Consider the following 23,275-nt stretch of genomic DNA (forward strand, 5'->3'; position numbering starts at 1 on the left):
AAATCCACCGCAGCCATGCTGCTCTGTCGCAGCAAGGCCCGATCGGAAGTGCTTTCAATCTGAACCGGGATGAACGCCGATGGTGGGGGCTGTGGGAGGGACTGGGTCTCCGCCCGCTTCTTTATCCACTTCCGAAGAAGGTTCGCATTGACCCCATGTTCGAGCGCAAGCCTCGATACCGACACGCCAGGCTCAAGACAGGCCGAGACAAGACGGTCCTTCGATGCCGGGTCGTATCGGCGTCGCCCGTCCCGACCGACAAGCCTCACCCGCAGTTTCTGCTCATCTTCTTCCATCACAAGGTGTCCACCTATTTTGGTGGACACCTCATGCATCAGAGCACTCAACAGCAAAAGGTGCGGGGAAATTCGCGCTTACTTCCTGACGACATCTTGTGAACCAGCTTTGCAGTTTGTACACGCTTGAACTCTGCCTTGGTTTCCGCCTGGGGATCGTCGCGGATAACCATCTCGACGGCGAGCGCGGCCGCGACGACGCGACGGGGGTCTACCTTCGCCTTGCGTAGCCTCGCCCAGGCTGCTCGCGTACGATCGTCAGGAGACAACCCGCGAAGCCTGAACGCCTCCACGTGAGGCCCTGCGGCCCTGTACAACGTCTCCACGCGCTCGATGGCGTTCGTGACCCATAAGTTGTCGGCGTTCGCCTCAAGCCAAGCGAGGGCAGCCTTGCGATACGGTGTGATCTCTTTGGCGGTGTAAGATCGTTTGTATGCGCTGCCATGACGGGCAAGGTGGTCAGAGTGCGAGCGGCAGAACCGGGTATCCAGACCATCTTGAGTGCCCGCACGGGCAGGCTTTCCGCAGCCCACGACACGGCAGCGTGTGAACATATGGCTTGGCTCAGCCGCTCGGGCTTTGACCTCGTTCTTGCGCTCTCGCTTCTTCGTCCAATTCGTCAATCTCGGGTCCCTCTTAGGTGTTCCCTGGGTCTTCCCTTAAGGGAACCAAGCAGTGGGGTGAACGGCTACCTGAGCAGGAGGAGAGGTAACCTATCATGCAGATGAGGGTTGATAGGACCTGATACAGGGACGAAGTCCCCTTCAGTCTTCAACCGTAACAGTGCCCTCAACATGGGCATGAGCTTTGAACACAGTGAGCATGACCTCCTTGGTTACCGACATCTTGGAGCATGGAACCATCACCGCGTCATGGATCGGCAGAGCGACAATCCCCTTGACGCGAAGGCTAAGGAGAACATCAACAAGAATGCTGCTCTCAATGAACTGAGCGTCGTGGCCAAGGCCCTGGTGGAAATGATCTTTGATTAAAGGGTGCTTGGCTTCGATGGCGTCGACCACCTCGCTGATCCTGTCGGTCTTGCGGAACAGCTTGCGGGTGTCCTTGGGGAACCTGTCGAGACGTCGCTCGGCAAAGATCATGGCGCTCATCACTTTCTTGATGCCGTCTCTCTGCTGGTTGTATCCGTGCATCTGATAGAGGTCGCCGGTGGCGGGGAGGTGGCCTGCCATGCCATAGAGGATGCGGGCGCCTACCTGACCGAAGTCCAACTCCACGGCCTTCTCTCCCGCGATCTTGAGCCCCTGCCGCCGCTCGTGCTTCCGCAGCTGCTGCCAGAAGCCACCGAACATCCTGCCGCCACTGGTGAACCGCGCCTGGGTGAAGATGCGATGCAACCGTCTGTCGTGGATGTCGATTGACGTATGCGGCCAAGGAATACCCACGGGATCATATCGCAGGTCGGCCGCCGCCAGCCATTGGTTGATCGTATCAAGCTCGTAGCGGTAACGCTCTGTGGTAGGAGTGTCGGCGTACTGCTCAAGCCCCCCTTCATCCCAATAGTCGTCAGCGTCCTTCAGTCGTTTGAGAATGATCGTCTCACTGTGGGGATGTTCGTCGAGGTCGTCCGTATCGACGTCGCCATCATCCATTCGCGACAGCAGGGTCGGACCCGGTCGGATAACCGTCGATTTGGAAGCCCCAGCTATCGGGGCGGCTTTATCCTGACGAACGTAGCCCAGCTCAGGCTTGGCGAGGAGGTCCAGTATGCGCGGAAAGACTTTGCTGTAGGCTCGGGGCCTGTACCGGCTCTTCGTTCCCAAGACCCTGTTGGAGCGAGTGACATAAATCCCCTCGGAATGATCCACGAGATGATGATGCATCAGGTCGGAGAGGATCGCATCTACGGTGAGGTCGAAGGTTTCTTGGTCTGCCGCTCGACGCTTGTTCCTCGTCAGCCCTGAACGATGCTCGTAGTTCAGAAGCAACCGGGTGGCTTCCGCGACGATGCACTTGGTGTTCTCCGATGAAGCGAACCTATAGGCATTGAAACGCCGATCGCGTACGTCATCTTCGTCATCTAAGGTCGCGGCAAGCGAGGCGATCTGGTCCAACTGCAATCTTCCAATTCTTCAAAATGGCCACCCCGCTCCCACGTCCACACAGAGGGCCTCAGGCGGGCATAAGGTTGGGCAGAGGGAAAGGGGGCTCGGCAGCGCCTCGCGGTTCTCAGAGGGCGCCTACGGCTGCCTGTCACTGGTTGCCGAAGCCAGCGAGATACCGCAAGTCAGGCGGCAGCGACAGGGGCAAAAGCGCGCGGTCTGTGCCTCTCCCCGGTGAAATGATAAGGTGGGCTTCGACCTCATTTGCCAGAGGCAACTCGGCGAGGTCTGTCTTGTGAGGCCGGGGGGCATTCACTGTGGAACCCGAGGAGTTGAAAGTCCGCATCGAGATTGCGCTGGCTGGCGGTCGCCTCAGCCAATGGCAAAGACAATTCCTCGTCGACATTCACGCCCGTCTTGTGAAGTACGGCCCCCACACGAGGCTGACCGACAAGCAGCGCGCCAAGCTCTTCGAGGCTATCGGCTACGTCCCACCAAGCAGCCCCGCACCCCCGCAGCCACGACCGAACAAGTCGCAGTCATGGAGGCCGCGTCGCCGACGGAACCCGCTTGTGCGAGAAGCCCGGTATCTGGCCGGTCGATTTGCCAGAGCCTTTGGGTTCGCAGCGGCATTGATTGTCGGGTCCCTGATCTACTCCTACGTTACAGGACACCTCCACATTCCTTCTTCAAGCGGTTGGGCCTTCGGGTCGCCAGAGGCCGACACCACCACCGCCACGCCATTGACGAGGAGCCAGTTCACGATCACGGACGGGGACACCATCAGGCTTATCGGTGCCGCGAAAGGGACCCGGCTGGTCGGCTTCAATGCGCCCGAAAGCATCGAGCCAAGGTGCGACGCTGAGGCAGAGCTTGGGCGTCGAGCGAAGGCACGCCTCAAAGAGTTGGTTGCCACTGCGAAGCTGGAGCTGAAGATGGTACCCTGTTCTTGCCCGGCAGGCACTCAGGGCACCGGCAAGTGCAACTACGGGCGAAGTTGCGGCTCACTCTTTGCCGATGGCCAAGATGTGGGCGACGTATTGGTGTCGGAGGGGCTGGCCGTCCCGTTCGCCTGCGGCTCTACAAGCTGTCCGCCAACGCCCCGCCCTTGGTGCGGATAAGACGCCTTCACCTCACCCTCCGGCGGTGTCGGCTCCTTCGAGGCGCTTCGCCAGCTTTGCGAGCGTCGAGCGCGAACAGTTGGTGGCCCGCACAATGGTGTTCCAGCTCTGGCCCTTCCGCAGCAGTCCAATGATGGCCTGGTTGCGCTTGGCGTCCTCAGGACGACCCTTCATGCGCCCCTCAGCCTTCGCCTTGGCGATCCCCTGAGCCTGCCTGCGGCGTCGGTCGTCATAGTCCTTGCGGGCGATGGCGGCGAGCATGTCGAGCAGCATCCCGTTGATCGCGTCGAACATCCGCCCGGTGAAGGCGTCCTCGGTCTTCAGCATCATGTGCGAAGTCGGCAAGTCCAGTGCCACGACCTTGACCTCTCGGTCCTTGATCTCGCGCTTGAGCTGGTCCCAGTCCTTGTCCGACAGCCGGCTCAGGCGATCGACCTGTTCGGTGAGCAAGATGTCGCCCGGTTTGCTGTCCCTGAGCAGCCGGAACAGCTCTGGCCTGTGCAGCGAAGCCCCGCTCTCGTTCTCCTCGTAGGTGGCAGCGATGGTCAGCCCCCGCTCTCGGCAGAACGCCTCAAGATCACCCCGCGCGCGCCCTGCGTCCTGTTCCTTGGTCGAGGCCCTTAGGTAGGCTCGGATGAATGTCATTGTGGCGCTCCAGTTCGATTTGACTGGTTCGCTAATAGACGGTTCGGTTTGACTGGTCAAGGGCTATTTATCGAACCAGTTTCGGCCCGGTTCGGAAAGGGCACACCATTGCGAACTGGCCTGTGCAAAGACAGTCCGTTGCTGATAGATGGTTTCGATTGTTGGCGCAGACCAACGCCCGGCTGAGCGGAGAACGCATGATCGAGAAACCAGACCGGGAGCGACAGCTTGTCGTTCAGATCGTGAAGGGGGCAACTCTCGAACAAACCGACGCGCTCCGTACATGGGCGCTGAAGCTCCTCGAAATCCGTAAGTCGGGTTTGCCGGCGCGAACGAAGGCCAAACAAGCCATCGCTGCAACCGTGCAGGGCAAAGTCGTGGGACCGATGCTCAAGAATGCTCTCCGGGGAGCGAAGAGCCTTGGGTGGGACAACAGAACCATGGCCGAGCGCCTCGGGCTTGGTGCGGCCGCAGTTGGGGTAACTGTGTTCGGTGGTCAGAGTGCGGGAATTGTCGCTCTCGGGATGGGCGTCGGGGTGCCCCTCTGGGCGGTGCTGGGAGCCGGGTCCATGTTCGCAACGTATCTGTATGAAGAACTTGCCCATGCCCCGTCGACGGCCAAGAGTGGAGCTACCTATACGGTCATAGATGCCGAGAATGAGGACGGGCCGACGCCCTCGGGAAAGAGACCGCCCCAAACACCGGCAGGATAGACGCTGGGGCAACCAAAGGGGGCACGGGGGTCTTCGCGCGAGCCAGTTATCCGATCCCCCGCTCAGAAATTTCTACCAAACATTTCGCCCTTTACTTTGTACGATTGGAACATTGATTTTTTCGAGAAGTGACCCATAACATGGCCACTTGGGTTCTCGCTGAGGTGGGAGGCCTTGTATGAACGTTTGGACGAACTGCCGACCCGACAAAGTGACTGCCAACCACCTTGTTCACGAGCTGATCTTACAAGCCCGTCGCGGCCAAATCATCTCCATCAAAGAGACTATCGCAGGGGTGCGCCGAGACGGACCACATCTGGTGGTAAGTGACTGCGAGCTGGTCGAGCTTATTGTCGAGATTGCCCCAGCCTTTGGCCTGTTTGTCGCGTTCGACCTCCGCGAATAGCCTCATGGCTCTCCAGTGTGGCTGAAATCGATAAAGCCAAACAGAAGGTTATTGCCGAAGTTGTGCGGCGGTGGATCCCCTCAGAGGTAATCCCCAATTACCTTCGCAACCTACTAAATCTGCCTGTAGAACGGGAGCTGTCGGCTAAGCAAAAGTATTTGCTGGAGGAACTTGATCGGGCCGACAAAGAGTGACTGCATGGCCCCCCACTGGTTCAACCCTCCGGTCCCCGTCAAGACCGAGCGTCCCGGGATCATCCGCAACGTCAACAACGCCGAGAAAGCCGGCGAGGAGCTGATGAAGTGGACCAAGCGTGGCCCTTGCTGGGACCTCGCGGTGCGCGTTTGCATGGCCGTGATATTCGACGAGATGGAAGCTGAGGAGGCCCGCAAGGCATTCCTGGCTGCTGCAAAAGAGGAGGGGACATTACTCCCCCAATGACAACTGGCTAAATTGGATTGCGGTATAAGGTTCTATGTGTCTCTGACCAACACCGCCTTCGCGAAAGGAGCCCGCCGCCGGTGAGGGACAGGCGACGGACCCCCCACAGCGGCTGCATCCACGAAGAGTCGACCGCTGCAAGCTCTAACCCCGCGAGGGCCTACATCGTTCCCTCATCCGCGCCTACAGCTGGGTTGGTCAGCGGCCTCTTCCCGCTCTAAGTTCCCCTCATGGCAACCCATTGGTTCTCCCCTCCGGTACCTGTCAGGACTGAGCGCGCCGGTCTGACCCGGAACGTGAACAACGTCGAGGCAGCCGGCCAGGAGCTGATGAAGTGGACCAAGCGTGGCCCCAAATGGAACCAAGCGGTGCGCGTCTGCATCGCCTGCATTGCCGACGAGATGGAACCTGAGGAGGCTCGTAAGGCATTCCTGGCCGCTGCCGAGGAGGAGGGGATGCTGGGCGCTTAGCGTGCCCTGTTACCGCGTCACCTTGCCACTATCGATGCGTCTCGAGCCGCATCAATCTAAAGAATTTTGGTCATCAGATTGTCCAGCCGGGAGTTCTCGCGGTAGGCCAAGCGCGCCGCAACGGCACCTACAATGCCGGTGACGGCACCACCGATCACGTCAGTAAGGTAGTGGGTGCCGATGTAAATTCTCGACCAGCAGACCAGAAATGCCAGAACGCCAAGGGCAAGCGTTCGGCGCGGCAGAGCTTGCATCGCAAACGCCGCAACTATCGCTACGGTCGCTGTCGCGTGATCGGACGGGAATGACCAGTCGGCGCTGGGCGCAATCAACAAGTGGGTCACACCGGCATCGTAAGGCCGCATCCGATGCACGAACAGAAGAATGAACTGGTTGATCGCAAGGCCGAGCAGGAACGCCAGACCGGCCGACAAGGCCGCGTGACGGACATGGTAGCGGTCGACCTTCGCCCACCATTGTAGGGCCACGGCCAGCACCATCAGCGGAACGCCGATCTGTGAGACGCCAATCATTGCTCTATCTAGGAAAGGGCTGAACCCGGCTGCCGCGTTGATCCAGTGAGTGAGAGCTGCATCCATTGTTTGGTTCCGTTATCGACCGCGAGGTGGGTTGTGAAGGCTTTTGATGAACACCGCATTCATCAGATTTTTGAAGTCGGCGTCTGGCTCAAGGGTGCGCACGCCCTGATCGAATGCCTCGGCGGTGTCCTGCTTTATCTCGTCACCACAGACACCATTGCCTCGTGGGTCAATGCCTTCACCCAAGAGGAATTGATCGAAGATCCGAACGATTTCATAGCTGGCTATCTGTCGCAGATGGCAGGCCATTTTTCCGTCGCCAGCAAGGAGTTCTACGCCTTCTACCTGCTCAGCCACGGCCTGATAAAGCTGCTCTTGGTTATAGGCCTTTTGCGAGGCAAGCTGTGGGCGTATCCGGCCTCCCTCGTCGCGCTGGGCGCATTCATGGTCTACCAAGTCTACCGCTATTCCTATACCCACTCTCCGGGCCTGCTTGCCCTGACTGTCTTCGATGCGGTCGTCATGGTACTGATCTGGCATGAATGGGGTGTAATGCGACGGCACAGGCCCGCATAACAGCCGAGTTATCGACCTCGCCTTTGTTCAATCCACTGGACCGCAGACCAGCACAGAATGGCCCAAGCGGAACCGACGCACCAACCCGCAAGTACGTCGGTGGGGTAATGGACGCCGAGATAGACCCGGCTCAATCCGACCATGACCGTGAGGAACACCGCCAGCGAAACGAAATACGCTTTGACGCGGCGATCGGGGTTCGCCTTGGCCAGTAACGCTCCAAGGGTCAGGAAGGTGACGGCGGAAAGCATGGCGTGTCCGCTCGGAAAGCTCGCTGTAAAGACCCTTGTCGTATGTATGAGATCGGGCCTCGTGCGATCGAAGGCAATCTTCAAGAGTGTGCTAATGGCTTCCCCGCCAGCCACGGCGGCCGCAACAAGCACAGCGTATCTCCGTTTTCCTGCTATCAGCAGATAGCCCACTGCTGCTACCGACACGAAGCCCAAGAAGGCAAAGCTGCCAAGAGACGTAACGTCGCGCCCCATTTCCTCCAGCCAGGGCGGACCAATCGGGTTCGTTGGATCATCGGCGCTGCGAAACGCCATAAGCACGGCCCGATCGAAACGGCCCGTGTCGCCCTCAATCACCTCTTCTGCCAGAAGGCCAAAGCCGAGGACAAGGCCGCCCGCCACAAGCAGAGAGGCGATCAACCACATGGCGTCGCTACGAAAGCCCCGCAGAAAGCTGCTGGACGGAGAGGGTGCCTTAATGTCCATGCGTCACGACCTATTTCGGAGAGGCGACAAGCGCGGCGGTGAGCAGGAACAATCGTGTTCAAACCCTCTTGTTCCATAGAGGGATACCAGCGGGCCCTCTATTCCATGCCCGGCACGTCAACGCCAATCAGCGTGGTCGATTTATGGCCGCGTAGCATCGTCGCTCAAATCGCTCAAAATGCTGCCCTTCAATGTCGGGCGTGGCTGGAAATGGACAAGCCCGCGTCGCTCTTCAGGATCGAACCCAGCACGCCGGATCGCGCCAAAGATGCGGGCCTCGACCCAATCAGCCCCTTCCTTCAGCAGATCGAGCGAGTTTCGACCCTCGAAGTGGCCGCCTTTCATCAACAGCACAGGCTTGGCATCATCGTCGGCCAGCCCCAGCAGCGAGAGCCGAGTAGCCCGGAAGGTGCCGTCTGGCTTTATCCATTGCTCGTAAGCGCGCCACTGATATTCGTGGATGACGTTGTCACGTTCCTGCCGAAGGAAATCCCAGAAGATCGAGTGATCCTCCCTCTGGTCTTTGATGGCATTCCACTCGACAGTGATCTCATGCCTGATACGCGGCGAAAGGCACGATTTAGCGTCGACCCTGAACAAGTCAATCGCCGTCCTAAGAACCGCGCAGGTTCCGATCCAGATGACCTTCCACTCCGACACCAGAAACGTTGCCTCTGCAAGCCGCTCGTCGAGGTGACGGATGCCGCTGCGGCCGTCGGAGAGCGCGCGGTAAGACGAGAGGAAATACTTCACGGGCACATAGCTGTTCGCGTACTTCGTCGGGACTGTCATCTGCATGCGCGCCTTTTGACTTTCGTGTCCATTTGTTCTTCATTTCCACTTTGGGAGCGAGGGCACTATGCAAGTTGAGAAGGTTGATCCGATCAGGATCAAGTTTGAAGGATTGGATGCAGACAGACACATCGTTGAACTTGAACCGCTTGCTCTTTCACTTCGTGGTGCCTCCAAGCTCATAGCGTCTGGTGGTCAGGTGGCGCTCACCGGACGTTATTCAAAGCGCGAGATAGGCAATTCTGTAAAGGTCTATGCACTGCCTCCACAGCCTGGGTCATATGACATCTGGGTAATGGTTCGGGCTGGGTTTGGATTGGCAGCGGCCGTGGCCGTTCCACTACTCCCTTACATCGATGTTGCGATCAGAACAGCGGCGACCGAGGCCACTGAAGCCTTGGTAAATGCAACGATCGCCCGTTGGGCCAACAAATCCAAAGAAATGGATGCTGCTAACGAGGTCGCGGTCAGGGCTTTGGAGGAAATGGGTCATACCTCACGAGCCGCTATCCAGATGGCGGAACGGCTGGCACTATCAAATCATGCAGCCGTGAAGATGTTGGTTAACCCAATCGGAACATCCGCTCAAACCCTTCAAGTCGGCCATTCGGAAAGCGGCGCCTTTCTGGTGACGGAAACCGATCGCGTTGAGATTGAGAAAGTCGAGCCGATAGAGATAGGGGCTGAGCAGGTCATGACGGTGATCATCTCTGAACTCGATTTGGTCACCAAGACTTGCAAGGTCTCTGTCGTTGGCGACGATCAGCCAAACCGCCGTGTTTCTGGGCAAATCACCGACCCCGTGCTTGGGGTTCCGAACAATCCATATTCTACGGCCTTCGATGGACAAGCTGAGATAGCTGTGAGGTGCAAACCGCAGTACTCAGAGGGCGAGATTGATCGCATCTTCATCTCCGATGCGGTGCAAGAGTAGCACCATCACGAAACCGATTTGCTGACTGTGGCAAGCGCCTTCTCAAGTGCCCGCCCAGCCACCGCAAGCCTCACCTCGTCGCCACCGTAGTCTTCCCCGACGCTGCCTGAGGAGTGTCCAAGGATAATGTCTTGGTCCGACTTGCTGACGCCAGCCAGTCGCAGCCGATCCTTCATCAGGTGGCGAAGTGAATGCGTTGTGGCCTTTGGGTCCGTCACGCAAGCCCTAACATGCTTCCCGAGGGCTGCCGAAGCGGAAGCGGGGCCCCGAGGTCGTCCATAGGCTGGAAACAGCATCGTGGCATTGCCGGCAGCTTTGACGGCTTCCTTTGCGGCGTCCAGAGCGTCGCCGATCAGAGGGACGTTGCGCCGCGACACCTTATTCTTGATACGCCGGTCGTCATGCCACTCGACCGTGATGTGCGGGATGGCGGGGTCAAGGTTCACGTCCGACACACGAAGGCCCGACACCTCAGCAAGGCGGCATCCGGTTCCACTTAGAATTGTCCAAATATGCCTGAGGTCCGTCTTGGCATGGTAGGCAATGCGGGCGGTTATGGCTGTAACCTCGTCCAGGGTGAATGGCCGACGCTTGTCCTTGTCGGGCTCTGCCCTGTCCTTCGGCGCAGCCTCCAAGTTCATAAAGGGGTTGGTGGCGCCGGCTAAGTCAAATTCCCTTATGGCGTGGTTGATGACAGCGCGGACCACGTTCAAGTAGCGGTCTACAGAAGACGCTTTGCGCCCATCGAGCATGTGATCGCGGACTTCCTTCGCATCGTCGCGCTTGAGGCTTGCCAGCTTGCGGTCCTTGCCGAGTGCCTCCACTACGAGCTTGAAGACACGCTCAAGCTCCATTTGCTTCGTCTCATCGTCACCAACGCGCTCCTTCAGATAGAGCCTTTTGGCATCCTCAAGTGTCGGGGCTGGGGTGCCGTTTGGGTTCAGCAGCAGCGCGCGCGCCAATGCGGCGTCCGCTTCGGTTGGGCGGAAATCGGGGAGGGCGTCGTCATCGTCGTCATCGTCGTCGTCGTCCTCGACGCTGTCGAAATCTGGAACGTACTTGCGGACAAGCGTCTCGACGGCCTTCATTCTGGCCTGCCAGTCCGTGTCATGCTCTATCTCGTTGAGAGACGGGAAGTCACGGTCTTGGCGGAAGCCCATCTTGCGGGCAGCGGCTATGCCGTCGCGGAAATGACCCCATTCAGTTGGGGTAGGCCCATTGGCGCGCTTGATCGCTTCGGCCAAGAGTTTCTCTGCCTCAGCGTGAACTCTCGGGTATTTCCTAAGCGCCTCCTGCTCGGTGGCCCCAAGCGGCACGAGGTGTTCTCGCTTGCCCAAAACGGCCCGAAGTTCTTCAGGGATTTTGCGCCTGTAGCGCCATCCGGCTTTGCCGCGTTTCTGTATATGCTTCACGTCAATCTTCATGCTCAGGGTACCCCGCAGTGTATCGCGCGGTGTATCTCTGGGGAAGCGGAAACCCTTGCAAACCTTGGGTTTCAAGACTTTTCTGGTGATAGTGGCTCCCCGGGCCGGATTCGAACCAGCGACCAACCGGTTAACAGCCGGTTGCTCTACCACTGAGCTACCGGGGAACAGAGGCTCTTATGTGAGTGGGGCAGCCTATAGCAAACCCGTTTCGGCTTTGCAAAGAAGCATTTCGCATTTTTTCGGTGCTTTTTGGCGCAGGGCTTTCTGGCAATGGCCGGCGAGCGCCCTCATATGAGCTGTCTCTCGCCTGTCACGGAACAGAAAAGGCCGCTGCGGCTTTCTCCGGCTGATGGTGCTACTGATGCAAACGGATCGACATTTCACATGACGGCAATGAGCGACGAACAGCCACCGGCCCGGAAAATCTCGGTCTTCGGCCGCCAGTTCACCATGCCGCGCTCGCGCGGCCTCAGGATTGCGATCGGCGTCGTGCTGATCATCGGCGGCATTCTCGGTTTCCTGCCGATCCTGGGTTTCTGGATGGTACCGATCGGATTGCTGGTACTCTCCTACGAATTCGCATTGGTGCGCCGTCACCGGCGCCGCTTCGTCGTCTGGTGGGAGCGACGGCGCCGGCCCGATTGAGGTTGCCCTGCTGGAAACAGGCAATTGTTTGAGAGCGGCGTGGTCCGTCTAGGCATCACCGAGGTTGGTCGAAGCAGCTTTCCAGGCGTTCGCAAAGCTCCTTGAGAACGGCGGTAGCCGATGCCAGCCGCGCCCGGTCGCGCGGCGGCAGGCTGTTTGCGCCTTCTATGCCGAGGCGGTCGATGGCATAGCGCACAAGCTCTGCAGACTGCGACAATCCGCGCTGTGTGCCGTCTTTCGTAGCTGCTCGAGCCATGGCGGAGCCTCCTATCTGCCCAACGTGGCCGCCGGTTTCGGGTTCCTGTCGCCGCGCATCATGCTTAACGATAAGCTAATATATTATTGCTAGCATGGCATTGCGTTGATAAGCAGTGCCTCGATGTCGGAAGAACCGTTGGGAATGCATGGTGGCCGCTTGACGGCATTTTCGCCGCAACCTATTGGAGCCGGGTGGAACGCCGGGAGCAATGAGGCCTCGTGGCGGAGTGGTTACGCAGAGGACTGCAAATCCTTGCACCCCGGTTCGATTCCGGGCGAGGCCTCCAATGCCCGAGCTCCCGCGCGTCAGCGCCAGGGGGCTTCAGTTCCGGTCGAAACAGCCGCGGTCTTTGCGCGGCAAGCGGATGGTTGGAACATGAGCGCTGATTTTGCCGAACGCCGGGTGAAGATGGTCGACGGCCAGATCCGCACCACCGACGTGACCAGCGCGCCATTGCTCGAGGCGATGCTTGTCGTGCCGCGCGAGGCCTTTGTCGGCGCCGGCCAGCGCGATCTTGCCTACATCGATGAGGACATCCGCATTGCCGATACGGCCGATGGTCCGCGCTATCTGATGGAACCGTCGCCATTGGCCAAGCTGATGCAGCTGGCCGATGTCGGCCCAAGCGATTCGGCACTCGATGTCGGCTGCGGCACCGGCTATGCGGCGGCGATCCTGTCGCGGCTGGCAAGGTCCGTGGTCGCGCTGGAAAGCGATGTGGCGCTCGCCGAGAGCGCCACGTCGACGCTCGCGGCACTTGGTTGCGCCAATGTCACGGTGGTCCAGGGACCGCTGCCGCAAGGCCATGCTGCCAGGGCGCCTTACGACGTCATCCTGATCGGCGGCAGCGTCGGCGAGGTGCCGACGGCGCTGTTCGATCAGCTTGCCGAAGGCGGCCGACTCGTCGCCGTTGAAGGGCAGGGCAATTCGGGCGTAGCCCGGCTTTTTTTTAAGACTGGAGGGGTTGTAACGGGAAGACGCGCGTTTAATGCGGCAATTAAGCCACTACCGGGATTCGAACGCATTCCCGCCTTCGAATTCTGAGTGATTTTGCCTTGCAGCGAAGGCGTTGTCATGATCGCTTGCGTTTGAACAATCGTTGCTGATCTGCATAACCGGGTGTTTCTTGGGGGCTTTCAGCGGGGGAACGATAAAAAACGCGGCGCCGGCTGATCAGAGGAGAAGCCAGCGTGGCGCAGTTCCCGTGCAAAACGAATGAGGGAATATAACGTGCCGTCTGTACGCAAGTTGCTTTTTACCGCTGTCCTCGTTTCGGCGACAGCGCTTTCTCCACTGGCCGCCTCGGCCGAAACCATCCTCGGGGCACTTTCAAAGGCCTATCAGAACAATTCCTCGCTTAATTCTTCACGCGCCGGCGCCCGCGTCACCGACGAGGGCGTCGCCATCGCCAAGTCCGGCTGGCGCCCGACCATCACTGGTTCCGGAAGTATTGATTATACCGCCAGCCACAGCAATCGGTTGCACCGAAACATCTCGATAACCACCGGCAACTTCGGCGTCGAGATCGACCAGACGCTGTTTGACGGTTTTCAGACCAGGAACAATGTGGCGGCCGCCGAATCGCGGGTCCGCGCTTCGTTCGAAAGCCTGCGCAACGCCGAAGAAAACACTCTTTTCAACGCGGCAAGTGCCTATATGGACGTTATCCGCGACCGCCAGGTCGCCGTGCTGACCGAACAGAACCTGCAATTCCTGACCGAGCAGGCGCGTGCGGCGCGTTCGCGCTTCGAGGTCGGCGAAGGTACGCGCACCGACGTCGCGCAAGCCGACGCCCAGCGTGCCTCCGCGGTGGCGCAGTTGAGCGCCGCCCGCGCGACGGCGCTGGCAAGCGCTGCGACCTATCGCCAGATCGTCGGCGACGAGCCGGGCAGGCTCAGGCCGGCTTCGCCGGTGTCGAAGCTGTTGCCGTCGAGCCTCGATGCGGCGATTGCGATCGCATCGGCCGAGCATCCGGCCATCCTCGCCACCGCGCATCTGGTCGACGCGGCGGCGTTTTCGGTGAAGTCTGCCGAAGGCGCGTTGCTGCCGCAACTATCGGCGTCGGCAGGTGTTTCGAGCGCCATTCGCGGCACCGCGCCGGGCTCGCTCTCCTCGACACAGGATGGCGTAACCAATTCGGCGAACATCGGCGCGACATTGACGATACCGATCTATTCCGGCGGCCGGACCTCGGCATTGGTTCGCCAATCAAAGGAATCACTTAGCCAGGCCCGTATCGAGGTCGATGTCAGCCGCGACACCGTGCGCCAAGCGGTGACCTCGGCATGGTCGCAATACACCGCCGCGCAGCAAAGCGTCACGGCCAACCGGCAGGTGGTCGCCGCCGCACAGCTTGCCCTGAACGGCGTCATCGAAGAGCGCAATGTCGGCCAGCGCACCACGCTCGACGTGCTCAACGCGCAGGCGACCCTCATCACCGCCAAGATCAATCTTGTCAGCGCCGAACGCGACGTGGTGGTGGCAAGCTATGCCATCCTCTCGGCGGTTGGCCATTTGTCGGCAGAGCGCCTTGCGCTCAACGTGACGAAGTACAGGCCGGAAGAGCATTACAACGCCGTCAAGGACAAGTGGATCGGCCTGCGCACGCCGGACGGCCGCTGATCGCCAAGGCGTGTTTTCAGCCCGCGCTCGAACGACGCGCGGGCTTCAACTCCCGACCCTAATCTGTTGAAATCCGAGATGTCGCCAGATTGGGGATTCTCGCAAGGCGTTCCGTCGGTTACGCTGTTGCCATGATTCGAATCCGGCATTGCCGGACAGGAAATCTGAGAACGAGTCACAAGGGCGGCGGATGTGACGATGGCGACGGCGAGCAGCGTACAGCGCGAACCTTCCATGGAAGAGATACTGGCTTCCATCAGAAGGATCATCGAGGACAGCGATACCGGCCGCAAGCAGCCGGGCGACGCGGACGATCTGCGCCAGGATCTGCAACCGGCGCCGGCAGCCGGACGGGCAGCGGAGGGGGATGCGTTCCGCTCCGAACTGCGCGGCGGACTGGAGATCGCCAAGCCGGCCACGCGCGCCGAGGTGCAGCCAGCGGCCGCGCCGGTCATTGAGCGCCTGGAAACGCCGCTGCGCCCCGGCCCTGTAAAAGCAGCGGTGACGCTGGCTGAGGTGAACGCCGCTCCCGAACCGCCCGCAAAGCCGGATCGGCCTGCGACGGCCAAGGCTGCCGAGACGACCGACACTATCATCGCCGATTGGCGGCGCGAGATCGCCGCGGTCGGCGACGCGATAGCCAAGCCGGAGCGCGCCGAGCCACTCCGTACGCCGGACGCCAAGCCGAAAGCCGAGGTTTTCGAGGGCGAGGCGAGTGCTGGACCTGCGCCAGAGCCTTCGGAAATTGGGCCGGAGCTTTCGGAAAGTGGCCCGGAACCTTCGAAAATCGGCCCGGAACCTTCGAAAATCGGCCCGGAATCTTCGAAAATCGGATTGGCGCGTCCGGCGGCCAGCGAGGCGCCGCCCGCACGTCCGGCGATCCTTTCGGAGCATACGGGCCGGCAGGTTGCCGCCGCCTTCGGCGAGCTCTCCGACGCGTTTGCCAGCCGCAGCAAGAAGACCTTCGACGAGATGGCCGAGGAGATGCTGCGGCCCATGCTGCAGGACTGGCTGGACAACAACCTGCCGACGCTGGTCGAGCGGCTGGTGCGCGAGGAAATCGAGCGCGTCGCGCGCGGCGCGCAGTAGCACAGCAGCCTGCAGCCAGGAGAAGTTATTATGGGCTATCTGGAGCTCTCGTGAGCGCTAGGCGGTTCAGCGCGGCCATTTCAAGCCTTATCGCCACACGTCGCCGTTCGGACTGAGCCGACTGCCCCGGCTTTGGGAAAGCCATGTCGAATTCGAGCGCGATGACCCCGCGGAACGGACAAACTCGTGTGATCCGTAGCGTGGAACAAACCCGCCGCCCTTGCGGTTGACTTGGCAACAACCTTCCGATTTACACCGGACCACAAATTCCGGACAGCGCGGACCGTTTTCCCATGCTCGAAAAGACCTACGACGCCAAAGCCGTCGAGCCGAAGATTGCCAGGATCTGGGAAGAGGCCGACGCGTTTCGGGCCGGGGCCGGGGCCGAGGAGGGGGCTGAAGCCTTCACCATCGTCATCCCGCCGCCGAACGTCACCGGCTCGCTGCATATGGGCCACGCGCTCAACAACACGCTGCAGGACATTCTGGTGCGCTTCGAGCGCATGCGCGGCAAGAACGTCTTGTGGCAGCCGGGCATGGATCATGCCGGCATCGCCACGCAGATGGTGGTCGAGCGCCAGCTGATGGAAAAGCAGATCCACCGCCGCGACCTGACGCGCGATGAGTTCATCGACAAGGTCTGGGAGTGGAAGGCCGAGTCCGGCGGCGCCATCCTCAACCAGCTGAAGCGGCTCGGAGCCTCGGCCGACTGGAGCCGGGAGCGCTTCACTATGGACGAAGGCCTGTCCAAGGCCGTGCTCGAAGTGTTCGTGACGCTCTACAAGGAAGGGCTGATCTACAAGGACAAGCGCCTTGTGAACTGGGACCCGAAGCTGTTGACCGCCATCTCGGATCTCGAGGTCGAGCAGCAGGAAGTCAACGGCAATCTGTGGCACTTCCGCTATCCGGTCGCGGGCGTGACCTTCGATCCGGAGAATCCGAAGACCTTCATCACCGTTGCGACGACCCGCCCGGAGACGATGCTGGGCGATACGGCTGTAGCAGTCCACCCCGACGACGAACGTTTCCGGCATCTTGTCGGCAAGAACCTCATCCTGCCGATCGTCGGCCGCAAGATCCCGGTGGTGGCGGACGAGTATTCCGATCCCGAAAAAGGCAGCGGTGCGGTCAAGATCACGCCGGCGCATGACTTCAACGATTTCGAGGTCGGCAAGCGCCACCGGCTGCCGGCGGTCAACATCCTCACCGTCAATGCGGCGGTGAGCCTCAGGGACAATGAGGACTTTCTCGCCGGACTGGAAGTGACGCCGGAGCGCCAGGCCGTCTGGGACAGCCTGGACGGCCTCGACCGTTTCGATGCGCGCAGGAAGATCGTCGAGCTGATGGAGGCGGGCGGCTTTCTCGAGAAGGTCGAGCCGCATCGCCACACTGTCCCGCACGGCGACCGTGGCGGCGTGCCGATCGAGCCGTTTCTGACCGACCAGTGGTATGTCAATGCGGCGGAACTGGCCAAGCCGGCGATCGCCTCGGTGCGCGAGAGCCGTACCAATTTCGTGCCCAAAAACTGGGAAAAGACCTATTTCGACTGGATGGAGAACATCCAGCCCTGGTGCATTTCGCGCCAGCTCTGGTGGGGCCACCAGATCCCTGCCTGGTACGGCCCGGACGGGCATGTCTTTGTCGAAAAGACCGAGGAAGAAGCGCTCGGTGCCGCCGTCGAATATTATCTGGCGCTGGAAGGGCCGTGGAAGGCCTGGGTCGAGGACAAGCTCGAGAATTTCCAGCCTGGCGAGATCCTGACCCGCGACGAGGACGTGCTCGATACATGGTTCTCGTCGGCGCTGTGGCCGTTCTCGACGCTCGGCTGGCCGGACCAGACGCCGGAGCTGAAGACCTATTACCCGACCGACGTGCTGGTCACCGGTTTCGACATCATCTTCTTCTGGGTCGCCCGCATGATGATGATGGGCCTGCATTTCATGGACCAGGAGCCGTTCCACACGGTCTATGTCCATGCGCTGGTTCGCGACAAGAACGGGCAGAAGATGTCGAAGTCGAAAGGCAACGTCATCGATCCGCTCGAGCTCATCGACGAATATGGCGCCGATGCGCTGCGCTTCACCTTGACGGTGATGGCAGCGCAAGGGCGCGACGTTAAGCTCGATCCGGCCCGCATTGCCGGTTACCGCAATTTCGGCACCAAGCTGTGGAACGCGACGCGTTTTGCCGAGATGAACGAAGTGGCGCGCGACGACGATTTCTGGCTGCAGGACGCCAAGCTCGCGGTCAATCGCTGGATCCTGACGGAGCTGACGCGAGCCGCACGAGACATAACCGACGGTATCACCTCATACCGCTTCAACGAGGCGGCGGGCGCCGCCTACCGGTTCGTCTGGAACCAATTCTGCGACTGGTACCTGGAACTGCTGAAGCCGGTGTTCATGGGCGCCGACGAGGCCGCCAAGGCCGAGAGCAGGGCATGCGTCGCCTTCGTGCTGGACGAGATCTATAAGCTGCTGCATCCGATGATGCCGTTCATGACCGAGGAACTGTGGGCCGAAACCGCCGGCGAGGGCAGGCAACGGCCGTCGCTGCTTTGTCATGCGGCTTGGCCGTCGCCCGATTTCGAGGACGAGGAGGCCGCCGCCGATATCAACTGGCTGGTCGATCTCGTCTCCGGCATCCGCTCGGTGCGTTCGGAAATGAACGTGCCGCCGGCGGCGATAGCTCCCCTGATGGTGATCGGTGCCAATGACACGACACACGAAAGGCTGGAGCGCCAGGCATCGGCAATCAAGCGGCTGGCGCGGGTCGGCGACATCTCGCTGGTCGATGCGGCACCCAAGGGCTCCGCGCAGATCGTGCTTAACGAAGCGACCATCTGCCTGCCGCTCGGCAGCCTGATCGACCTTGCCGCGGAGGCAGCGCGCCTGCAGAAGGAACTTGCCAAGGTGACCGAGGAAATAGCGCGGCTCTACAAGAAGCTGTCCAACGAGAAATTCGTCGCCAACGCGCCGGAAGAGGTGGTGGAGGCCGAGCGCGAAAAACTCGCCGAATATCGCGAGGCGCAAGAGAAGCTTTCGGTGGCATTGACGCGGGTACGCGAGGCCGGCTGATCAAACAAATTGGGCCGGCTGGCCGGGATAGATTCGCCGGTCACGAATCTGCTTTCCAGATAGGCCGCCTGCCACGAAAACAGGCATTCCGCAGCGTAAATCTTGAGGCAAACTGAATGTTTTTGCCCCATTGTTGCCGTAATGTAACAATGGCTGACTGGGCACTCAAAATGCACTGTTCTGTAGTGATTTGGGCGGTTTTCCCGAGTTTTCTCGTCGATTTGTATTGAGGCGGCCATTTTCCCGTCTCGGGAAGAAGGCCGACACCTTGTCGGAAATGCGTTCAGCCAAGGTGTACATGTACGCACGGCGAATTCGTTGTTGCGCCGTTAACCTGAATTGGTTCTAGCTTGATGCAAGGATATTTCGGGGAGGAGATTCATGTGTTATTCGCGTCTGAAAGTGCTGCTGGGCGCGGGGGCTTTTTCGCTGGCTTTGGCTGGGACGGTGCAAGCCGGGGGCTTTGACCGGGGCGGCGTCAACATCGACCAGCTGTTCGACGCGGCGCCATATTCGTTCGATGCGGGCGTCACCTATGTTTCGCCGCAGCGCAAACTCAAGAATGTGCAGCGCCTCGACGGCTCGGGTTTGTCGACATCGGCGGTGGACGTTGGTGGCGACTATGCGGTGCCGCATGTCGGCATCAAGGCCAACATCTTTGAGCCCGTAGACTGTCTTGCCACCTATACGAGACCGTATGGTGCGGACGCAAATTTCGGCATGAACAACGCCTATTCACCGACAGCGGTCAAATACGCCGTCGACACAGACGATTTCGGTCTCACCTGCTCTTACAAGGTGAACGTCGGCAAGGGCTCCATACGATTCATCGGCGGCGTCTCCTACCAGCAGGTCGACGCGTTTCTGTCCCGCCAGACACTGCTCGCCTTCGGCAATACCGGCCTCGGCGTATTCAAGCTATCCGACGAGGCGTGGGGTTGGCGTGCGGGCGCAGCCTATGAGATCCCCGAGATCGCTCTGCGCGCCAGCCTGATGTACTCTTCCAGCTACAAATATGACGGGCTGTCGGGAACGGTCGACACGACCGGCTTCAGGGGCGCCTTTCCAGCGGATCTGGTTCCTGGCTCCACCGGGGTGTACCCAGTCTCGGCGTCGGCTGAGATACCTCAGGCTCTGGAATTCAAGCTGCAGAGCGGTATAGCTCCTGGCTGGCTGGCCTTCGGTTCCATCCGCTGGCAGGAGTGGAGCAAGCTTGGCGTCATTGCCATCAATGGCGTACGCAGTCCGGTGACCGGTGCTCCCTCGCCCGTTTCATTCGACCTGCTTTATCGCGACGGCTGGACGGTCACGGGCGGTATCGGTCACAAGTTCACCGATCAATTGTCGGGCGTGGTTTCGGTGACCTGGGATCGCGGCACCTCGACGACCTCGGGCTATCAGTCGGATACCTGGGCCGTTGCCAGCGGCGTCTCCTATTCGCCGAACGACCAGGTCGAGGTCAGGCTCGGCGGCTCGATCGGTGTGCTGACGAGCGGGTCATCGACTTTCAGCGGTGTCGGCGACGTGGCAAATGCCGTCACCTATACCTACGGCAACGACCTGCTTCTCGCCGGTTCGGCTTCCGTCAAGATCAAGTTCTAACTACAGATTTTTAAACGACAAAACGGCCGGGCGTTGCCCGGCCGTTTTGTTCGGTGCATCATCCGGCGTTCGGCCAGCGCAACAATTGGCCCATGATGTTCGCTCCGATAATTGTGACGTTTTGGCAACAGTTTCTGAACAACCCTCGCGCCACCCGGCCGCCCGGGAACATTGCCTATTTCCCGCCATAAACCCGGCGCACCTCAAACTTGTCTCGGGACACGCGCCAAAAGGCTAGGCGAAGAGGCAGGCCGCACCGCCCGCGGCAAGGACGAGTATGGACGCCAGAGGGATCTCCAAGGCCAAGCTGCCGAGCCGCCACGTGACCGTTGGTCCCGAGCGGGCACCGCATCGCTCCTACCTCTATGCGATGGGGCTGTCGGCGGCCGAGATCGCGCAGCCGCTGGTCGGTGTCGCCAGCTGCTGGAACGAAGCAGCACCCTGCAACATCTCGCTGATGCGCCAGGCGCAAGTGGTCAAGAAGGGCGTGGCATCCGCCAATGGCACGCCACGCGAATTCTGCACCATCACCGTCACCGACGGCATCGCCATGGGCCATCAGGGCATGAAGTCGTCGCTGGTGTCGCGCGAGGTCATCGCCGACTCGGTCGAGCTCACGATGCGCGGCCATTGCTACGATGCGTTGGTCGGATTGGCCGGTTGCGACAAGTCGCTGCCCGGCATGATGATGGCCATGGTGCGCCTCAACGTACCGTCGATCTTCATCTATGGCGGCTCGATCCTGCCCGGCAGCTACCGTGGCCGGCAGATCACTGTACAGGACGTGTTCGAGGCGGTGGGCCAGCATTCGGTCGGCACCATCAGCGACGCCGAGCTGCTCGAGATCGAGCAAGCCGCCTGTCCGTCTGCCGGCTCCTGCGGCGCCCAGTTCACCGCCAATACCATGGCCACCGTCGCTGAGGCGATCGGCCTGGCGCTGCCCTATTCCTGCGGCGCGCCGGCACCCTACGAGATGCGCGACCGCTTCAATTTCGCTTCCGGCGAAAAGATCATGGAGCTGATCGCAAGGAACATCCGCCCGCGCGACATCGTTACTATAGAAGCGTTGGAAAATGCCGCGACCGTGGTCTCGGCCACCGGCGGCTCGACCAACGCGGCGCTGCATCTGCCGGCGATCGCGCACGAGGCCGGGATAAAGTTCGATCTTTTCGACGTGGCCAGGATATTCGAGAAAACACCCTATATCGCCGACCTCAAGCCGGGCGGCAAATACGTCGCCAAGGACATGTTCGAGGCCGGCGGCATTCCGCTCTTGATGAAGACGCTGCTCGACCATGGCTATCTTCATGGCGATTGCCTGACGGTGACCGGCCGCACTTTGGCCGAAAATATGGAACATGTTTCCTGGAATGACAGTCAGGATGTGGTCCGTCCCGCCAACAGGCCGATTACCCAGACCGGCGGGGTCGTGGGCTTGAAGGGTAACCTTGCCCCCGAAGGCGCGATCGTGAAGGTCGCTGGTATGGCGGAACTGAAATTCTCGGGTCCGGCGCGCTGCTTCGATTCGGAAGAGGAATGTTTCGAAGCGGTTACACATCGCAACTACAGGGAAGGCGAGGTTCTCGTCATCCGTTACGAGGGTCCGCGCGGCGGCCCGGGCATGCGCGAAATGCTGTCGACGACGGCGGCTCTCTACGGCCAGGGCATGGGCGGCAAGGTGGCGCTCATCACCGACGGGCGTTTTTCGGGCGCAACGCGCGGTTTCTGCATCGGCCATGTCGGGCCGGAAGCGGCAGTGGGCGGCCCGATCGGGCTGCTTAGGGATGGCGACTTGATCTCGATCGATGCGGTGAACGGCACGATCGAGGTTGCATTGTCCAAAGCCGAACTGGCGGCGAGGGCAAAAGCATGGAAGGCGCGCACGACCGATTATCAGTCGGGCGCGATCTGGAAATACGCACAGACGGTCGGATCTGCCCGCGACGGCGCGGTCACCCATCCCGGCGGTGCCAAAGAAACACACTGCTATGCGGACATCTGAGTTGTTGAGGTCGTCTGTCCTTTCGGCACTGGTTGCGCTCGCCACTTTTGGCGCGACCTTGGGCGCCGTCGGCCAGGCCATGGCTTTCGACGACAAGGTATTCGACGACAAGACCGGCGTGAAGCCGCAGTCGAGCCCTTGGGCGGTGTTCCAGTTCGGCTTTTCCGCCTACAAGAACGGCCATAAGGAGCAGGCCGCGGAAGCGTATAAATATGCCGCCGAGAACGGCCAGATCGGCGCCACCTGGAAGCTTGCGCGCATGTATGCGGAAGGCGACGGCGTGGCGCGAGACGACTACGCGGCGTTCAAGTTCTTTAGCGAGATCGTCGACCAGGATGTCGAGCCCGGTTCGCCCGAGGAAAGCTATGTTTCGGACGCGCTGGTGGCGCTTGGCGACTATCTGAGGAAAGGCATTCCCGGCAGCCCCGTCGAGGAGAACGAGGTGGCGGCCCAGGAATATTACATGCGTGCCGCCGCCAACTACCGCAACCCGAACGCCCAGTTCGAGATGGGCCAGATGTTCCTCAAGGGTGAGGGCGGCGTCAAGGCCAGCGTCAAGCAGGCCGGACGCTGGTTCCAGCTGGCGGCCGAAAAGGGCCACGCGGGCGCGCAGGCGACGCTCGGCAACCTGCTTTTCCAAAGCGGCAAGATCGTGCGGGGGCTGGCGATGATGACCGCGGCGCTCGAACGGGCCTCACCCGCCGACCAGCCATGGATCCGCGGCATGCAGGAAGAAGCGTTTGCGGCCGCCGGCGAAGCCGACCGCCGCACCGCGATCTCGCTGGCCGACGACATCCTCACCAAGGGTGGCGGCGACCAATAGGTCGGCGGGATTGTAGA

Annotated in this window: 25 protein-coding genes and 2 tRNA genes; 17 read left to right on the forward strand and 10 right to left on the reverse strand. The window is 60.7% G+C overall.

All coding sequences use genetic code 11. The annotated features are described in order from the left end of the window. From tnpA to NKI95_RS31115, 3 genes are all read right to left on the reverse strand, one after another. Window positions 1-296 (reverse strand): IS66-like element accessory protein TnpA (gene tnpA, locus NKI95_RS31105; protein ID WP_352721624.1); only part of this gene is annotated, 296 nt, incomplete at its 3' end. Between the two features lie 47 nt (window positions 297-343). Then, window positions 344-919: a hypothetical protein gene (locus tag NKI95_RS31110; protein ID WP_352721626.1), complete on the reverse strand. Its 576-nt coding sequence runs from the start codon at window positions 917-919 to the stop codon at window positions 344-346. 141 nt (window positions 920-1,060) lie between these two features. Further along, on the reverse strand, window positions 1,061-2,371 hold the full coding sequence (locus NKI95_RS31115; RefSeq protein WP_352721628.1) for a hypothetical protein: 1,311 nt from the start codon (window positions 2,369-2,371) through the stop codon (window positions 1,061-1,063). Between the two features lie 560 nt (window positions 2,372-2,931). On the opposite strand from NKI95_RS31115, the gene NKI95_RS31120 reads away from it, so the two are divergent. Further along, window positions 2,932-3,480: a thermonuclease family protein gene (locus tag NKI95_RS31120; protein ID WP_352721670.1), complete on the forward strand. Its 549-nt coding sequence runs from the start codon at window positions 2,932-2,934 to the stop codon at window positions 3,478-3,480. A 12-nt stretch (window positions 3,481-3,492) separates the two neighbouring features. Here the strand turns inward: NKI95_RS31120 and NKI95_RS31125 are convergent, their stop codons facing one another. Continuing rightward, complete coding sequence (locus NKI95_RS31125; RefSeq protein WP_352721629.1) at window positions 3,493-4,125, reverse strand: recombinase family protein; 633 nt, start codon at window positions 4,123-4,125, stop codon at window positions 3,493-3,495. 197 nt (window positions 4,126-4,322) lie between these two features. Here NKI95_RS31125 and NKI95_RS31130 point away from each other — a divergent pair, with 197 nt between their 5' ends. From NKI95_RS31130 to NKI95_RS31150, 5 genes are all read left to right on the forward strand, one after another. Further along, a complete protein-coding gene (locus NKI95_RS31130) occupies window positions 4,323-4,838 on the forward strand; it encodes a hypothetical protein (RefSeq protein WP_352721631.1) in 516 nt (171 codons plus the stop codon). A 178-nt stretch (window positions 4,839-5,016) separates the two neighbouring features. Continuing rightward, window positions 5,017-5,244, forward strand: a complete 228-nt coding sequence (locus NKI95_RS31135; protein WP_352721632.1) for a hypothetical protein — start codon at window positions 5,017-5,019, stop codon at window positions 5,242-5,244. Window positions 5,245-5,261: 17 nt separating this feature from the next. Next, window positions 5,262-5,438: a hypothetical protein gene (locus NKI95_RS31140; RefSeq protein ID WP_352721634.1), complete on the forward strand. Its 177-nt coding sequence runs from the start codon at window positions 5,262-5,264 to the stop codon at window positions 5,436-5,438. Window positions 5,439-5,442: 4 nt separating this feature from the next. Beyond that, window positions 5,443-5,685 (forward strand): DUF982 domain-containing protein, encoded by a 243-nt coding sequence (locus NKI95_RS31145; protein WP_352721636.1) that lies wholly within the window; start codon window positions 5,443-5,445, stop codon window positions 5,683-5,685. 230 nt (window positions 5,686-5,915) lie between these two features. Then, a complete protein-coding gene (locus NKI95_RS31150) occupies window positions 5,916-6,155 on the forward strand; it encodes a DUF982 domain-containing protein (protein WP_352721637.1) in 240 nt (79 codons plus the stop codon). 56 nt (window positions 6,156-6,211) lie between these two features. Here the strand turns inward: NKI95_RS31150 and NKI95_RS31155 are convergent, their stop codons facing one another. Then, the gene (locus NKI95_RS31155; RefSeq protein WP_352721638.1) at window positions 6,212-6,754 is read right to left on the reverse strand and encodes a phosphatase PAP2 family protein; all 543 of its coding nucleotides are present in this window, start codon (window positions 6,752-6,754) and stop codon (window positions 6,212-6,214) included. A 33-nt stretch (window positions 6,755-6,787) separates the two neighbouring features. On the opposite strand from NKI95_RS31155, the gene NKI95_RS31160 reads away from it, so the two are divergent. Beyond that, complete coding sequence (locus tag NKI95_RS31160; protein WP_352721639.1) at window positions 6,788-7,270, forward strand: DUF2127 domain-containing protein; 483 nt, start codon at window positions 6,788-6,790, stop codon at window positions 7,268-7,270. 8 nt (window positions 7,271-7,278) lie between these two features. On the opposite strand, the gene NKI95_RS31165 is transcribed toward NKI95_RS31160, so the two are convergent. Continuing rightward, window positions 7,279-7,986, reverse strand: a complete 708-nt coding sequence (locus NKI95_RS31165) for a phosphatase PAP2 family protein (RefSeq protein WP_352721640.1) — start codon at window positions 7,984-7,986, stop codon at window positions 7,279-7,281. 141 nt (window positions 7,987-8,127) lie between these two features. After that, window positions 8,128-8,778 (reverse strand): hypothetical protein, encoded by a 651-nt coding sequence (locus NKI95_RS31170; RefSeq protein WP_352721642.1) that lies wholly within the window; start codon window positions 8,776-8,778, stop codon window positions 8,128-8,130. Between the two features lie 67 nt (window positions 8,779-8,845). On the opposite strand from NKI95_RS31170, the gene NKI95_RS31175 reads away from it, so the two are divergent. After that, window positions 8,846-9,712 carry a DUF7946 domain-containing protein gene (locus NKI95_RS31175; RefSeq protein WP_352721644.1) on the forward strand — a complete coding sequence of 289 codons (867 nt, stop codon included), beginning with the start codon at window positions 8,846-8,848 and terminating at the stop codon, window positions 9,710-9,712. Window positions 9,713-9,717: 5 nt separating this feature from the next. On the opposite strand, the gene NKI95_RS31180 is transcribed toward NKI95_RS31175, so the two are convergent. After that, on the reverse strand, window positions 9,718-11,136 hold the full coding sequence (locus NKI95_RS31180; protein WP_352721645.1) for a site-specific integrase: 1,419 nt from the start codon (window positions 11,134-11,136) through the stop codon (window positions 9,718-9,720). 92 nt (window positions 11,137-11,228) lie between these two features. Then, window positions 11,229-11,303, reverse strand: a tRNA-Asn gene (locus tag NKI95_RS31185). Between the two features lie 220 nt (window positions 11,304-11,523). Between NKI95_RS31185 and NKI95_RS31190 the strand changes: the two genes are divergently transcribed. Next, window positions 11,524-11,784, forward strand: a complete 261-nt coding sequence (locus NKI95_RS31190) for a hypothetical protein (RefSeq protein ID WP_023676401.1) — start codon at window positions 11,524-11,526, stop codon at window positions 11,782-11,784. Window positions 11,785-11,839: 55 nt separating this feature from the next. On the opposite strand, the gene NKI95_RS31195 is transcribed toward NKI95_RS31190, so the two are convergent. After that, window positions 11,840-12,040 (reverse strand): hypothetical protein, encoded by a 201-nt coding sequence (locus NKI95_RS31195; protein WP_352721646.1) that lies wholly within the window; start codon window positions 12,038-12,040, stop codon window positions 11,840-11,842. Window positions 12,041-12,255: 215 nt separating this feature from the next. On the opposite strand from NKI95_RS31195, the gene NKI95_RS31200 reads away from it, so the two are divergent. The 8 genes from NKI95_RS31200 to NKI95_RS31235 all read left to right on the forward strand — a co-directional run bounded on the left by NKI95_RS31200 (window position 12,256) and on the right by NKI95_RS31235 (window position 23,258). Continuing rightward, window positions 12,256-12,329 (forward strand) — tRNA-Cys (locus NKI95_RS31200). 89 nt (window positions 12,330-12,418) lie between these two features. Further along, on the forward strand, window positions 12,419-13,087 hold the full coding sequence (locus tag NKI95_RS31205; protein WP_352721647.1) for a protein-L-isoaspartate O-methyltransferase family protein: 669 nt from the start codon (window positions 12,419-12,421) through the stop codon (window positions 13,085-13,087). A gap of 186 nt (window positions 13,088-13,273) precedes the next feature. After that, entirely contained in the window at window positions 13,274-14,665 is a 1,392-nt protein-coding gene (locus NKI95_RS31210; protein ID WP_352721649.1) for a TolC family outer membrane protein, read from the forward strand. 198 nt (window positions 14,666-14,863) lie between these two features. Further along, entirely contained in the window at window positions 14,864-15,754 is an 891-nt protein-coding gene (locus NKI95_RS31215) for a DUF2497 domain-containing protein (RefSeq protein ID WP_352721650.1), read from the forward strand. Between the two features lie 293 nt (window positions 15,755-16,047). Next, a complete protein-coding gene (locus NKI95_RS31220) occupies window positions 16,048-18,831 on the forward strand; it encodes a valine--tRNA ligase (protein ID WP_352721652.1) in 2,784 nt (927 codons plus the stop codon). 381 nt (window positions 18,832-19,212) lie between these two features. Beyond that, window positions 19,213-20,433, forward strand: coding sequence for an OmpP1/FadL family transporter (locus NKI95_RS31225; protein ID WP_352721654.1), 1,221 nt, complete (start codon window positions 19,213-19,215; stop codon window positions 20,431-20,433). Window positions 20,434-20,710: 277 nt separating this feature from the next. Then, window positions 20,711-22,435, forward strand: a complete 1,725-nt coding sequence (gene ilvD, locus NKI95_RS31230) for a dihydroxy-acid dehydratase (protein ID WP_352721656.1) — start codon at window positions 20,711-20,713, stop codon at window positions 22,433-22,435. Beyond that, window positions 22,422-23,258 carry a tetratricopeptide repeat protein gene (locus tag NKI95_RS31235; protein ID WP_023678939.1) on the forward strand — a complete coding sequence of 279 codons (837 nt, stop codon included), beginning with the start codon at window positions 22,422-22,424 and terminating at the stop codon, window positions 23,256-23,258. Before ilvD ends, NKI95_RS31235 begins: the two co-directional genes overlap by 14 nt. Window positions 23,259-23,275: the final 17 nt, after the last annotated feature.

The organism is Mesorhizobium sp. M0306, assembly GCF_040321655.1.
Classification (GTDB): Bacteria; Pseudomonadota; Alphaproteobacteria; order Rhizobiales; family Rhizobiaceae; genus Mesorhizobium.